Raw genomic sequence first — 12,760 nt, forward strand, 5'->3', positions numbered from 1 at the left:
TATCGATTTGATCAGCGGCGCCCCATCCGACGAAGGGCGGTTGCCGTCCCGCTCCCCGCCGGATATCAATAGCCGCAGGCGCGAACAGGAACTTCGCACGCAAGATCAAAGGGGCATCGGATGAAGAAACTCCGCTATGCGGTGGTGATCCCGGCTGTCGCCGGCACCATGCTGGCCGGGTTCACTCCTGCGTTCGCAGGACCGGAGGCTGCCAAACAGCAGCCTCTGAACTCCACCAACATTCCGGGGCAGTACACGAACCAGAAGCTCGACTGGCACAAGTGCGCGGCCAACGAGCTGCCGTCCGCGCCGCCTCCCGGGGCCGAGAACATCGAGTGCGCGACCTATCGCTCGCCGCGCAACTGGTACAAGTCGAACGAGAACATCGACCTGACGATCGCCGTCAGCCGCCTCGCCGCCACCAGCGGCAACGCGACGGCCAGTGTCATCACGAACCCGGGTGGCCCCGGCGCTCCGGGCCGCAACTTCCCGGCCCGTCTGCGCAACCAGACGAAGCTGCGCGTGAACCAGGAGATCATCGGTCTCGACCCGCGCGGCACCGGCAAGAGCACCAACATCACCTGCGGCAACGCGATCGGCACCGGCTCGGACCTGGACCCGCGCGACCGCAGCCGGGCGAACCTCAACCTGATCCTGGACGCCACCAAGTACGCGGCGGACTCCTGCCAGGTGAAGTCCGGCGAGCTGGGGCCGCTCATCAACACCGCCCAGACCATCCGTGACATCGACCTGCTGCGTGTCCTCCTGGGCCGCGACAAGATCAACTGGGTCGGCTACTCGGCGGGTACCTGGATGGGCGCGCACTACGCGCAGCAGTTCCCCACCCGGACCGGCAAGTTCCTGCTCGACTCGTCGACCGAGTTCACGACGACCTGGCAGAACTCGTTCGACGGGCAGCCGCTCGGCTTCGAGCGCCGCTGGCGTCAGGACTTCCTGCCGTGGATGGGCAAGTACAACAAGGTCTACGGCTTCGGCAAGAACGGTGAAGCCGCGCGCCAGAGCTACGAGAAGGTCCGCTTCGCGCTGACGCAGAACCCTGTCGAGGTGGACGGCGTCGCGGTGTCGGCGAACGCCCTCGACTCGACCATCGCGTCGTACCTCTACTCGAAGCGCAACTTCACGGCGCTGGCCGACTACCTGGTCAACCTGAAGACGCTGACCGAGGGCACCGGGTCGCAGCAGCAGAAGGCCACGGCCGCGCAGAAGGTCAAGGCGGAGACGGTGGACGGTGACGGCGTCATCGGCCCGCAGCCGCTGTTCGTCCCGAGCGACGGCGACGCCTACAACGCCAGCTTCTGGTCCATCCCCTGCAACGAGGGCCCGTGGACCGGCAACCGGCAGAGCGTCATCCGCCAGTCGCAGAAGCTGATCGACCGCGATCTGCCGCTGCTCGGCGCCGGCTGGCTGATCCAGCCGTGCATCTTCTGGAAGAACAAGCCTGTCGACCTGCCGAAGCTCGACGGCCGCGGCGTCCCGCCGGTGCTGATCGTCCAGTCGGTGCACGACCCGGCGACCCCGATCGAGGGCGCGACCCGTGCGCACCGCGCGTTCGCCAACTCGCGGATGATCACCGTGACCGGTGAAGGTGACCACGGGATCTACGCCGGCGGCAACGCGGGTGTGGACAAGGTCGTGGAGGACTACCTCGTCGACGGCAAGGTGCCGAACGACCAGAGCCTCCCCGGACTCCCACTTCCGGTGCCCGCGGGCGGCTGAAGCCCCTAGGGATTGTGGCCCCGTCGAGTTTCGGCTCGGCGGGGCCCTTCTTTTGCATGGTCCACAGACCTGTGCACAGAGTTGTCCACAGGCTGGGGGTAACTCGGTGGGGATGGCACCTGTCCGGCCGGCTTGACGTGTCGCGAAAGCCACTTTCGGGACATCCGGTGTCCTGAAAGTGGCTTTCGCGACACATTCAGCCCGGCAGGCCGCTGTAATCCCGGATTACCGCGGCGGCTCCGGCATGGACGGTGTGACCGGTATTAGTATTGGGCTCATGGTGCGAGTGCCGTTGACGGACGAGGAACGCGAACGCGGCGAACGGCTGGGGCTGGCGCTCCGGGACGCGCGCGCGGCGGCGTCGCGGAGCATGGTCGAGGTCGCGGCGGAAGCCGGGATCTCGGTGGAGACGCTCCGGAAGATCGAGACCGGCCGGATCCCGACGCCCGCCTTCTTCACGGTGATGGCGCTCGCGGACGCCGTCGGGCTGCCGCTGGACGTGCTGAGGGCGGCCGCCGAGGACAACGCCCCGGACATCGCAGAGGTCGCGGAAGCGAGCTGAAGGGGACTTTCCCCTAGTCAGACGCGGCGAAGGGCGCTTCCCCCCATCGGATGCGGGCAAAGTCCCCTTCACCCCTGTCCACAGCTTCACCTCTGTCCACAGGGCCCCGCCGTTGTGGACAACTCCCGCCCCCGAGCGCTTTCGACCCCGACCCCGTCACCCCCTCCCGATACGCTGGTGCAGGGCACGCCCCCCAGGGACGGGTGGGGGGTAGGGTTCGCGGGGTGAGAGTGGAAAGTGCGGGTCAGGGGCGCAGGGCGGCCAGGGTGTGCGCTCGGTCGTTCAGGTAGAGGAAGCCGTCGACAGGCAGGTCGAAGCTGTTCAGCAGGCTTTCCAGGGTCGCGTATTCGTCCACGGAGAGCCGCAGGTTCTCGTTCACCGCGTGGGCGACGAGGACGTCCGCCAGCTCTTCCCACTCGCCGGACCAGTGCAGCGTGCGGTAGAAGGCCAGGACGTCCGGCGCGACGCGGTCGGCGATCTGGTCGAGCAGGCTGTCACCGAAGAAGCTGATGCGGCCGGCGGCGAGGTCGGCGACGGTCGGGTTCGCCGGGTCGGTCGCGGTGTCGGGATTGCGGACCACGCCGGGACCCGCCACCGGATAGCCCGTCTTGACGTTGCCGTTGTCCTCGACCAGCACGATCAGGTGCACGCCGTACCGCTCGCCGGCGCAGCGCCAGCGGCCGTTGTGCTGTCTGCGGCGCGGTTCACTCGGATCGTTCGCGACATCCTTGATCACCGCGATGATCTGCTCGTCGGTCCAGCCCGCGGGGAACTCGCTGGTCGCCCGCCGCCCGTTTCCCGGTGCGTGCCCGCCGCCCACTCGTGCTCCTTTCGTCGCATCGAGGGTAACCCGCGTTCGGAGTATCCGAATGATCCGAACGCGGGAACGGGTGACCTCAGCCGATCACGCTGAGCAAGACGGAGCCGACCATCAGCACGTCGACACCGCGCATGACCTGCAGCGCAGCCCCACCGCCGCTGACGTCGTAGTTCATCGGCGGCCGGGTCGCCGTCCGCAGCGCGGCGACGATGGCGAGCGGGATAGCGAGCCACACCGGCCAGGCCGGAGACACCCCGAGCGTCAGCGTCACCAGGCCGAGCAGCACCCCCCACCCGAGCCCGAGCACCGCGATCACGAGGCCGTTGACCAGCCGCAACTCCCAATCGGACGCCCCGAGCCACCGCCTGCGGCCAGGGTTGCGCCACAGCTCGCCGAGCCCGCCGACGAACGGCACGAGCGCCGCGTACGCGCCGAACGCGAAGAGCGGCCCCACCGGGACAGCGGGGAAAGCCAGATGCCCGAGACCGGCCAGGCACGCGATGACCACGCTGGCCGCCGCGTAACGCCGTCGGCCGAGCACCCCGGCCCACGCCAGCCGCAGCGTCGTCGGACGCCGCAGCGACAGCCACGGCACCGGCTTCGATTCCGGGATCAGCAGCATCGGGTCCATGAAGACCGCGGCCATCGCCCGCAGGAGCCGCGCGTTCCACCCGTCGACGAGCTCCTGGCGCCCGACCCCGGACATCGGCTCGCCGCCGAAGGCCACCGCCACCGCGACGAGGAACAGCGCACCGGCCAGCACCTCGACCGCGATCGGGCCCAGCCCCGCGGCGGCCACCGCCAGACCGGCCAGCGCGAGCACGACCGGCCCCGCGGTCTCCCCGCGGATCGCCGTCCGCCGCGCGGTGACGGCGGCCAGGATCGCCCCGGCGGCGGTCAACGCCGACATCGCGATCCACACGTCCCGCGACCCGCCGCCGATCGCGGTGACCAGCGCCCCGGTGTAGCCGACCACCACGACCAGCCCGAACCAGAGCGTCCACATCCGCTTCACGACGACACGGCGCCTGTCGACGCTGGCGAAGTCCATCCACGTCAGCGTCGCCGGTTCGGCCCAGACGAAGCCGCGGCGCAGCAGGCTGCGCCAGAACATCGCGCACAGCACGATCAGCAGACCGAACACCGCCGAGAAGTCCACAGCGGACAGTCCGAAAAGGATAGAGCGCAGCTTCGGGAGGTTTTCGAACGCGGTGAAGAGCGCGCCGAACCCGAACAGTGCCAGGAAGGTCTGGTAATCCCCGTTGAGCAGCCCGCCGAACCGCTGTCGCCCCGGGACGTGCGTGGGGGCTTTCGTGCTCACCACAACTCGAGGGTCGAGTCGGCCGCTTCGAGCAGCGGTGGATGGTGCGTGGCCACGACGACGGCCGCCCCGGCGGCTGTCGACCGCGCGATCAGCGACGTCAGCCATTCCTTCCCGGCGACGTCGAGCGCCCTTTCCGGCTCGTCGAGCAGCAGCACGTCGTGCGGCCGCGCCGTCGCGCCGAGGAGCAGCAGGCGACGGCGCTGCCCCGCCGAGAACTTGCCCGCGGTGACCTTCGCGCGTTCGGACAGGCCCGCGTCCGACAGAAGCGCGTCGAAATCACCGAGATCGGCGCCGAACGAGCCCTCCAGCAGTTCGAGATGCTGGAGCGGGGTCAGTTCGGCGAAGAAGTCGGAATCGTCGAACAGGACGGAGACCTTGCGGCGAAAGGAAACGTCACGTTCGTCGGGCTTTCCGCCCGCGACGACGACCCGGCCCCGCTGCGGGGCCTGCGTTCCGTACAGGCACCGCAGCAGGGTCGATTTCCCGACCCCGTTCGGGCCGACGATTACCGCGCATTCGCCCGCCTCGACCTCGAAATCGAGACCGTCGAACAACCAGTTCTCCCCGGCCTGGACGCCGAGCCCGCGTACGTCGATCATTTGTCGCGCAACAACTCGATGACCGGCGCGAACGCGTCCATGTTGTGCTCCAGCACGGTGAAATAGCCGAAGCCGAACCGCTCGCGATGCGCCAGGATCTGTTCGGCGATCTGCTCGTGCGTACCGACGAGCGCGGTCGGCAATTCGGCGAGCTGCGCCACGGTCAGCGCGCCGTCGAGCAGATCCCGCAGGTTCTCCAGCCCCTCTTGCCGGTCTTCGACCACGGCGATGAAATGCGGGAGGATATTGAATTCGGCGTCGCGGCCGTTCAGTTTCCCGCGGACGAAGTTCACCCGCTCCTCGATTCCGGCCGCGTCGTCGACGGCGAGCGGGCTCCCGTCGGGCACGGCCGCCGTGCCGGTGAACCCGATGATGTCGGCGTGTTCGGCGGCGAGCGTGAGCAGCCTGTCACCGCGACCGGCGATCATCAGCGGTGGGCCCGGTTTCTGCACCGTGGGCGGTTTGTGTTTTTCGTCGGCATAAAGCCGGTTGAGTTCTTTGATGGTGTTTTCGAGATGGTCGACGCGCTTTCCGGCGCGGGGGAACTCCATCCCCGCCGCTTCGAATTCGGCCTTCACGTAACCGGCTCCCAGGCCGAGTTCCAGCCTGCCTTCGGTGAACTGGTCCGTACCGGTGACGTCGCGGGCCAGCAGCACCGGGTTGTAGAAGGCGGTGTTGATGACGAAGGTGTTGAGCCGCGGACGGCTCGTCACTTCGGCGGCCAGCACGAGCGCCGGGAACGGCGGTGCCATACCGAGATGGTCGGCCGCGCCGATCACGTCGAACCCGAGGTCCTCGGCCTTGCGGCATTTGTCGACCCAAGCCGCGCGAGTCTCCGGGACGACCATGTTGACGCCGAATTTGACCATGCGCCCACGGTACTCAGCGCGAAAGAAGTAGGCCTCATCCCCAGGAACGACCCTGGGGATGAGGCCTACTCCGGCGTTCGGTTTATCAGCCGAGGCGCTGCTTCAACGCGTCGAGCTCGTCACGGAGCGACGACGGGACCTTGTCGCCGATCTTCTCGAACCACTCCTCGATCAGCGGCAGTTCCTTGCGCCACTCGTCGGCGGAGACGTCCAGCGCGGCCTGGATGTCGGCCAGCGGCTCCTTGAGGCCCTCGGTGTGGAGGTCCTCGGCGGACGGCACGAAACCGACCGGGGTCTCGTTCGCGTTGCCCTTGCCCTCGACGCGCTCGATGACCCACTTCAGGATCCGCGAGTTCTCGCCGAATCCCGGCCACAGGAAGCGGCCGTCGTCGCCGCGGCGGAACCAGTTGACGTAGAAGATCTTCGGCAGCTTGTCCGCGTCGGCGTTCTTGCCGAGGTCCAGCCAGTGCTTGAAGTAGTCACCGGCGTGGTATCCGAGGAACGGCAGCATGGCCATCGGGTCGCGGCGCACGTTGCCGACCGCGCCGGCGGCGGCCGCGGTGGTCTCCGACGACATGGTGGCGCCCATGAACACGCCGTGCTGCCAGTCGCGGGCCTCGTTCACCAGCGGGACCGTGGTCTTGCGGCGGCCGCCGAACAGGATCGCCGAGATCGGCACGCCCTGCGGGTCGTCCCACTCGGGCGCGAGGATCGGGCACTGCGACATCGGCGTGCAGTAGCGCGAGTTCGGGTGCGCGGCCTTCTCTTCCGACTCCGGCGTCCACTCCTGCTTCTTCCAGGAGGTGGCGTGCGCGGGCTTCTCGCCCATGCCCTCCCACCAGACGTCGCCGTCGTCGGTGAGCGCGACGTTCGTGTAGACCGTGTTGCCCTTTTCGATGGTGCGCATCGCGTTGGGGTTGGTGTGCCAGTCGGTGCCCGGCGCGACGCCGAAGAAGCCGAACTCGGGGTTCACCGCGTACAGGCGGCCGTCCTCGCCGAACCGCATCCAGGCGATGTCGTCACCGAGGGTCTCGGCACGCCAGCCGGGGATGGTCGGCTGCAGCATGGCGAGGTTGGTCTTGCCGCAGGCGCTCGGGAACGCGGCCGCGACGTAGTGGACCTTGTCCTCGGGGGAGATCAGCTTGAGGATCAGCATGTGCTCGGCCAGCCAGCCCTCGTCGCGGGCGATGACCGAGCCGATGCGCAGCGAGTAGCACTTCTTGCCCAGCAGCGAGTTGCCGCCGTAGCCGGAGCCGTAGCTCCAGATCTCGCGGCTCTCGGGGAAGTGCGAGATGTACTTGGTGGTGTTGCACGGCCAGGAGACGTCCTGCTGACCCGGCTCCAGCGGCGCGCCGACGGAGTGCAGGGCGGGAACGAACGAGCGCTCGGTGCCGTCCTCGGTGACGAACTTGTCCAGCGCGGCCTTGCCGGCGCGGGTCATCACTCGCATGGACGCGACGACGTAGGCGAAGTCGGTGATCTCGATGCCGAGCTTGGGGTCCTCGGCTCCGAGGGGGCCCATGCAGAAGGGGATCACGTACATCGTGCGACCGCGCATGCACCCGCGGTACAGCTCGGTCATCGTGGCCTTCATCTCGGCCGGGTCCATCCAGTTGTTGGTGGGACCGGCGTCTTCTTCGTTGTCCGAACAGATGAAGGTGCGCTCTTCGACGCGGGCGACGTCATTCGGGTCGGAGGCGGCCCAGTACGAGTTGGGCTTCGCGTCGAGCTGCACGAACGTGCCGGCGGAGACGAGCTCGGCGTTGATACGCGCGGCCTCTTCGTCGGACCCGTCGACCCACACCACGCGGTCCGGGGTGGTCAGTTCGGCGACCTCCCGGACCCAGGACAGCACGCCGCTGTGCGTCGTCGGCGCTTTTTCCAGTCCGGGGATGGCGACTGCGGTCATCTCTACTCCTGACTTCCGACGGCAGAAGCCCACATCGGGAACGACGCTGTTCCGATGCGGGCTTCAGTGCCGGCGACCGAATGGCTTCGCACACCGGCGGGAAGACCGGTGTGCGGGTTTTGGGATTCCCCGAGAGTAGCCGGATGACCGGCAGGTAACCGAGAGCTGACCTGTCGGTTCTCTCACAAGAACGATAAGGGAATCGATTCAGTATCACCGGAATGGGCCATAGGCGGAAATTCTTCCGGTGATCGAAGGCACAACAGCGGGGCGGCCGGAGGGCGAATCGGACACGAGAAAGCCCGGTACGAGGTCTCGTACCGGGCCGTTCTGTGACCAGGATTACACGAATTGGCCTATCGAAATGGACTAAACCATTCTTCTATTGGTTTAGTCCATTTCAGGATTTAGTTGGGGCTGATCCACTGGCCGGTGGCGGAATCGATCTTCGCCACTCCTTCGAGTGTTTCCGTGCCCGCGCCACCCCAGGCCGCGTCGCCCGCCGGGTCGCCCTCGACGGCCGCCGGAGTGCTCGCGAAGGCCGAGCCGATGTCCTCATTGACCACGCCGCTGCCGGTCTCGGTCCACTGGCCGGGTCCGGTGTGCTCGTAGGTCTTGGAGTTGCCGGAGGCGTCGGTCTCCACCGCGATGTCGGCCTTGCCGTCGCCGTCCTTGTCGGTGAAGGCGATCGTGCGGCCGTCCTCGGTCTGGATGACGGCGGTGTCCGGGGTTCCGTCACCGTTCGTGTCGATGGTCGGCGGACCGACCTCGACGTCGCCGCTGGGCATGTCGGCGTGCATGGTGCCGCTGGTGCCCGCGTCGGAACCGTCGTCGTTGCCGCCGCCCGCTTCGACCCAGGCGCCGGAGGCCTCGTCGTAGACGGCCTCCTGGACGACCTTGCCGTTCTCGTCGAGCACCGCGTACTGATCGGCCTCGCCGTCGCCGTCGGTGTCGACGAACGCCTGGCCGGTGCCGTCTTCGTGCTGGATGACCGCGGCGTCGTTGACGCCGTCCTTGTCGAGGTCGTAGTTGAGCTCGGCCTGGTACTCCTCGCCGTCAACGTGGACCGTGACCGCCTCCGTGGAGCCCGCCTCGGTGTCCGTGCCGCCGCTCTCGTCGACCCACATGGGATGACCCCCTCGTTGACCTGCTGGTGTGTCGAAGCCTATGACTCACCGTAGGCCCGTTCGGTTCCGGTCCACAACAGGACCACCCAGGTCAGGCGTCGCGCAGGGACCGGATACGACCCAGGAGCGCTTCGGCGCGGTCACGACCGTCGGAGACGTCCTTCAGGCGCTTCGCGACGACAGAGATCTTCTTCGCCCGTTCCTGCGCGCCCATCTTGATCGTCTTGTCGACTTCCTTCAGCTCCGCCTCGATCGCGTCGATGCGGCGGCCGAGGGCTTCGTCGAGCGCCATCGACAGCTGCTGTTCGGCCTCGATCAGCTGCTCCGCGACGAGCTGGTCCAAGGTGGACCGCGCGTCGGCGATCGCCTCGACCAGCCACTGCTTCATGTGCTGCTTGTCCGAGGCGTGTTTGCGGGTCCGCGCCATCCACCAGCCGGCGCCGAGGCCGATGATGATCGTGGCGGGCAGGATCACCGGGTTCAGGATCGCGACGCCCGCCAGCGGCAGCGCGGCGACCTTCCCGGCACCGAGGCCGCCGGAAACACCCATGAAGATGAGCAGTTTGTCCTCGGCCGTCGGCGGCTTCTTGTCCGGCGGGCGCAGGACGACCGGCGGGCCGCCCGCCCTGGCGAACTGGCCGCGGATGATGGCGAGCTCTTCGGCCGAGAACAGCTCCGCGAGGGCGACGTTGGTGACCTGGTTGAGCCGCTGGGAGAGCAGCATCGAGATCCGCTGCGACGTCGTCTGCAGCGCGATGTCGACCTGCTGGGGCAGCGCGGCGAGGTCGTCGCGCTTCGAGCCGTCGATCCGCTGCCGGAAATGGGTCGACGCGTCGCGCATCTGCCTGCTGGTCTCGTGTCCGACCTCGACCCGGGTCCGCTGGATCTCCGCGCGCAGCTTCAGCTGCCAGCCCCGCGTCGACGAGCGGCGTTCGGTACTCAGGTCGTCGCGGCGCTGGCGCAGCTGTTCCGCTTCGGCCTCGCCGGCGGACAGCGCGCGGCTTTCCGCCTGCGCCTTCGCCTTGAGCTCGGCGAGCGCGCTCGACAGCGCGCGCAGGGTGTTGGCCTCGCCCAGCATCGCCGAGCGGCCGACCAGCATCTCCTGCAGCGCGCCTTGCAGCGCGGCGATCCCGGCCTTCTCGCGCAGCATCATGGCCATCTGCTCGTTCGGGGCCTTGGCCGCCGTCTCGAACATGCGCGCGGACACCGGGTGGAACACCGCGTCGGCGAACCGGGGCGCGTGCTCGGCGAGCAGCCGCCGGTCGGCTTCGAGGACCTCGCGCCAACCGCGGAACTGGTCGGTCTTGGTCAGCGCGAACAGCACGGTTTCGACGCGCTCACCCATGTCGTGCAGGAACTGCAGTTCCGGCGCGGTGAAGGGAGAGGAAGCGTCGACGACGAACAGCAGCGCGGTGGCGCCGGCGGCCGCCTCCTTCGCCAGTTCGCCGTGCATCGAGTCGAGTCCGCCGACGCCCGGGGTGTCCACAAGGGACACGCGTTCGAGCAGCGGGACCGGGCCGGAGACCTCGACGTAGCGCGGCGGGATCTGCCCTTCCGGCAGTTCGTGCGCGGCCGAGACCCAGTGGATCAGGTCGTTGAGGTTGATCGGCACCGGCGCGAGCTGGCCGGGGTAGCAGGCCTGCGCCGACCACTGCGCGGCGTGCTCGAAGACGAGGTACGTCGCCGTGGCGACGTCGGCGTCCACAGGGGACAGTCCCGGCATGGAAAGGAGCGCGTTCACGAGGGAACTCTTGCCGCGGTTGGTCTCGCCGACCACCACGACCGACGGCTTCTTCGGCCGCGCCTTCCGGATGTCCTCGACCCATTTCGCGGCCTGAGGATCGGCTTCGCGGACGACGGTGAGCAGCTGTTCGCGCGTGCTCTTCACGACCGCGGGCAGGTTGGCCGACGCGCTCGGAGCGGTCACTGGGCCTTCTTCGCGTAGACGATGACGATCGGCGCGCGCAGGACCCGGTCGTGATCGGCGAAGCCGACGACCTCGGTCTCCGCGACGAGCCCTTCGAGTGCCGGGTCTTCGGTCGGGACAGCGCCGCCCGCCTCGTGCACGGCCGGGTCGAACCGCTCGCCGTCCGGGCGCAGGGCACGGACGCCGAGCCCGGCGAGACCGTGTTCGAGCCGCTCGACGACACCGCCGCTGCGGGCGCGGTCGAGGGCGTACAGGCAGAGCTGGATCAGCGCCTGCCTGTCGGCGAGAGCCTGTTCGAGGTCGGCCGGACCCGTGGTCGTGGACTCCACATCGGTCTTCGACGTGGCTTCGACGACCTCGGTTCCCTCGGACGGCGAAGTCCCGCCGTCCGCCTCGGCGATGATCGCCGCGATGCTCACGGCCGAGATCTGGCCGGTCGGCACATCGTCCGGGTTCTCCTCGTCGACCGCCTTCTTGCGCAGCCAGGCTCCCACCCGCATCGACCCCCGTTACTGGTGTCCCGGGCTTACCGATCAGCCCGGAGAGATTTCACCAGTGTCGGACACCCGCCCGCCCGCCGGGGGCGAAATCGGCAGAACGGGGCGAAGGAATCTGGTGATGAGCACCTTCATCACCGCGAGTTCCGCCGTCGGATCGAGGTCCGGCTCCAGAATCACGCGAGAGAGCGGCGCGTCGACCAGCGCGACGAGCCAGCTGGCCACCGTCTTCGGGTCGAGGCCGGGATCGATCCGGCCAGCGTCCACCGCCCGGGCCACGAGGCCGACCAGACCGTCGCGCAGGATCCGGTCGTTGCCCTGGACGAGTCCGGCCAGTTCGGCGTCGCGGGCGCACTGCGCGGCGACTTCGAGGACGAGCTTGGCCGCGACAGGCTGAAGGAGCTGTTCGGAGACCTGGAAGAGGACGTGGAGGATCGCCTCCCACGGGTCTTCGAGCTCGCGGGCGGCCGCGATCAGGGCCGTGGTCTCGTCGCCGTCCTGCTCGAAGATGCCGACGAACACCGCGCGCTTGTTCGGGAAGTAGTGGAACAGGCTGCCGGTGCTGATCCCCGCGGTCCGGCAGATCTCCGCCGTCGTGGTCTTCTCGAAGCCCTTCTCCGAGAAACACCAGGCGGCGGCGTCGAGGATCGCGCGGCGCTTCGCCTCGTGTTTGGCCGGGTCGACCGTCCTCATTTCACCGCCGGTGGCTCGGTGTGCCACGGGTAGCCGTGCTCCACGAAGGCCTTGGCGACGGCTTCGCGGTCGACGTCGCCCTTCTCCCGCGCCAGCTCCCGGCCGTCGGCGGCGAGCAGGACGAGTTCCTTGCCGTCGAGGAAGACGGCTTGGAGCTTGGCTTCGTAGGCGCGGCTGCGGCCCTTGGCGGTCAGCGTGATGCGGGTCGAGGTCACCTTGACGATGAGCCGCTCGTGCGCCCAGACCGCGGCGAACAGCAGGCCGAGGACCAGGCCGGCGCCGAGTCCGGCGATCGTGCCCCAGGGCTGGGGGATGTCGGAGAAGAGCTGGAACGGCCCCTTGAACGGGACCCAGCTCAGGGAGGCCACCCAGCCCGAGATCGACTGGAGGAACCAGCCGAGCGCGGCGCCCGCGAGCGGGCAGCCGAGCCAGGAGGCCGTGCGCAGCCACTGGGGCTCGTCGACGATCGTTTCCATGGGGTCCATTATTAGACCGAGCGCTCGGTTTATCAATCCTGGGGGTGCTGAAGGGGTATGCGGGACCTGGGGAAGGGGAAGCGCGGGTGGCGGGCCGGTCCAGGTGGTGGGGGGGGGGGGGGGGGGGGGTTTGTTTTTTTTGGGTGGGGGGGGGGACGGAGGCGCGCGGGGGGGGGGGGGGGGGGGGGGGGGGGGGGGGGGGGGGGGGGGGTGGGTTTGG

12 protein-coding genes are annotated in these 12,760 nt (G+C 68.6%); 2 read left to right on the forward strand and 10 right to left on the reverse strand.

The window, feature by feature from the left end:
• The first annotated feature begins 120 nt into the window (after nucleotides 1-120).
• Together ACZ6YV_RS03335 and ACZ6YV_RS03340 are read left to right on the forward strand one after the other, a co-directional pair.
• The gene (locus ACZ6YV_RS03335) at nucleotides 121-1,737 is read left to right on the forward strand and encodes an alpha/beta hydrolase (RefSeq protein WP_465508093.1); all 1,617 of its coding nucleotides are present in this window, start codon (nucleotides 121-123) and stop codon (nucleotides 1,735-1,737) included.
• 277 nt (nucleotides 1,738-2,014) lie between these two features.
• A complete protein-coding gene (locus tag ACZ6YV_RS03340) occupies nucleotides 2,015-2,299 on the forward strand; it encodes a helix-turn-helix domain-containing protein (RefSeq protein ID WP_465508094.1) in 285 nt (94 codons plus the stop codon).
• Between the two features lie 244 nt (nucleotides 2,300-2,543).
• Here ACZ6YV_RS03340 and ACZ6YV_RS03345 read toward each other — a convergent pair whose 3' ends face one another.
• The 10 genes from ACZ6YV_RS03345 to ACZ6YV_RS03390 form a co-directional block, all read right to left on the reverse strand.
• Nucleotides 2,544-3,119 carry an EndoU domain-containing protein gene (locus tag ACZ6YV_RS03345; protein ID WP_465508095.1) on the reverse strand — a complete coding sequence of 192 codons (576 nt, stop codon included), beginning with the start codon at nucleotides 3,117-3,119 and terminating at the stop codon, nucleotides 2,544-2,546.
• 76 nt (nucleotides 3,120-3,195) lie between these two features.
• On the reverse strand, nucleotides 3,196-4,443 hold the full coding sequence (locus tag ACZ6YV_RS03350) for a DUF6297 family protein (protein ID WP_465508096.1): 1,248 nt from the start codon (nucleotides 4,441-4,443) through the stop codon (nucleotides 3,196-3,198).
• Nucleotides 4,437-5,042 (reverse strand): ABC transporter ATP-binding protein, encoded by a 606-nt coding sequence (locus ACZ6YV_RS03355; RefSeq protein ID WP_465508097.1) that lies wholly within the window; start codon nucleotides 5,040-5,042, stop codon nucleotides 4,437-4,439. Before ACZ6YV_RS03355 ends, ACZ6YV_RS03350 begins: the two co-directional genes overlap by 7 nt.
• The gene (locus ACZ6YV_RS03360) at nucleotides 5,039-5,911 is read right to left on the reverse strand and encodes an LLM class F420-dependent oxidoreductase (RefSeq protein WP_465508098.1); all 873 of its coding nucleotides are present in this window, start codon (nucleotides 5,909-5,911) and stop codon (nucleotides 5,039-5,041) included. Before ACZ6YV_RS03360 ends, ACZ6YV_RS03355 begins: the two co-directional genes overlap by 4 nt.
• 85 nt (nucleotides 5,912-5,996) lie before the next feature.
• Nucleotides 5,997-7,820, reverse strand: a complete 1,824-nt coding sequence (locus tag ACZ6YV_RS03365) for a phosphoenolpyruvate carboxykinase (GTP) (RefSeq protein ID WP_465508099.1) — start codon at nucleotides 7,818-7,820, stop codon at nucleotides 5,997-5,999.
• A 407-nt stretch (nucleotides 7,821-8,227) separates the two neighbouring features.
• Nucleotides 8,228-8,947: a DUF6802 family protein gene (locus tag ACZ6YV_RS03370; RefSeq protein WP_465508100.1), complete on the reverse strand. Its 720-nt coding sequence runs from the start codon at nucleotides 8,945-8,947 to the stop codon at nucleotides 8,228-8,230.
• A gap of 91 nt (nucleotides 8,948-9,038) precedes the next feature.
• A complete protein-coding gene (locus ACZ6YV_RS03375) occupies nucleotides 9,039-10,874 on the reverse strand; it encodes a dynamin family protein (RefSeq protein ID WP_465508101.1) in 1,836 nt (611 codons plus the stop codon).
• Nucleotides 10,871-11,374: a nucleotide exchange factor GrpE gene (grpE, locus tag ACZ6YV_RS03380; RefSeq protein ID WP_465508102.1), complete on the reverse strand. Its 504-nt coding sequence runs from the start codon at nucleotides 11,372-11,374 to the stop codon at nucleotides 10,871-10,873. Before grpE ends, ACZ6YV_RS03375 begins: the two co-directional genes overlap by 4 nt.
• Before the next feature lie 33 nt (nucleotides 11,375-11,407).
• On the reverse strand, nucleotides 11,408-12,064 hold the full coding sequence (locus tag ACZ6YV_RS03385; RefSeq protein WP_465508103.1) for a TetR/AcrR family transcriptional regulator: 657 nt from the start codon (nucleotides 12,062-12,064) through the stop codon (nucleotides 11,408-11,410).
• Nucleotides 12,061-12,540: a YqeB family protein gene (locus tag ACZ6YV_RS03390; RefSeq protein WP_465508104.1), complete on the reverse strand. Its 480-nt coding sequence runs from the start codon at nucleotides 12,538-12,540 to the stop codon at nucleotides 12,061-12,063. The genes ACZ6YV_RS03385 and ACZ6YV_RS03390 overlap by 4 nt, the downstream gene beginning before the upstream one ends.
• Between the last annotated feature and the right edge of the window lie 220 nt (nucleotides 12,541-12,760).

Source organism: Amycolatopsis sp. NPDC102522, assembly GCF_055584485.1.

What these genes read in the sequence shown, in the direction of transcription:
- ACZ6YV_RS03360 (WP_465508098.1), bottom strand. Translation starts at nt 5,911, where the DNA reads ATGGTCAAATTCGGCGTCAACATGGTCGTCCCGGAGACTCGCGCGGCT.
- grpE (WP_465508102.1), bottom strand. Translation starts at nt 11,374, where the DNA reads ATGCGGGTGGGAGCCTGGCTGCGCAAGAAGGCGGTCGACGAGGAGAAC.
- ACZ6YV_RS03365 (WP_465508099.1), bottom strand. Translation starts at nt 7,820, where the DNA reads ATGACCGCAGTCGCCATCCCCGGACTGGAAAAAGCGCCGACGACGCAC.
- ACZ6YV_RS03385 (WP_465508103.1), bottom strand. Translation starts at nt 12,064, where the DNA reads ATGAGGACGGTCGACCCGGCCAAACACGAGGCGAAGCGCCGCGCGATC.
- ACZ6YV_RS03370 (WP_465508100.1), bottom strand. Translation starts at nt 8,947, where the DNA reads ATGTGGGTCGACGAGAGCGGCGGCACGGACACCGAGGCGGGCTCCACG.
- ACZ6YV_RS03335 (WP_465508093.1), top strand. Translation starts at nt 121, where the DNA reads ATGAAGAAACTCCGCTATGCGGTGGTGATCCCGGCTGTCGCCGGCACC.
- ACZ6YV_RS03355 (WP_465508097.1), bottom strand. Translation starts at nt 5,042, where the DNA reads ATGATCGACGTACGCGGGCTCGGCGTCCAGGCCGGGGAGAACTGGTTG.
- ACZ6YV_RS03390 (WP_465508104.1), bottom strand. Translation starts at nt 12,540, where the DNA reads ATGGAAACGATCGTCGACGAGCCCCAGTGGCTGCGCACGGCCTCCTGG.
- ACZ6YV_RS03340 (WP_465508094.1), top strand. Translation starts at nt 2,015, where the DNA reads ATGGTGCGAGTGCCGTTGACGGACGAGGAACGCGAACGCGGCGAACGG.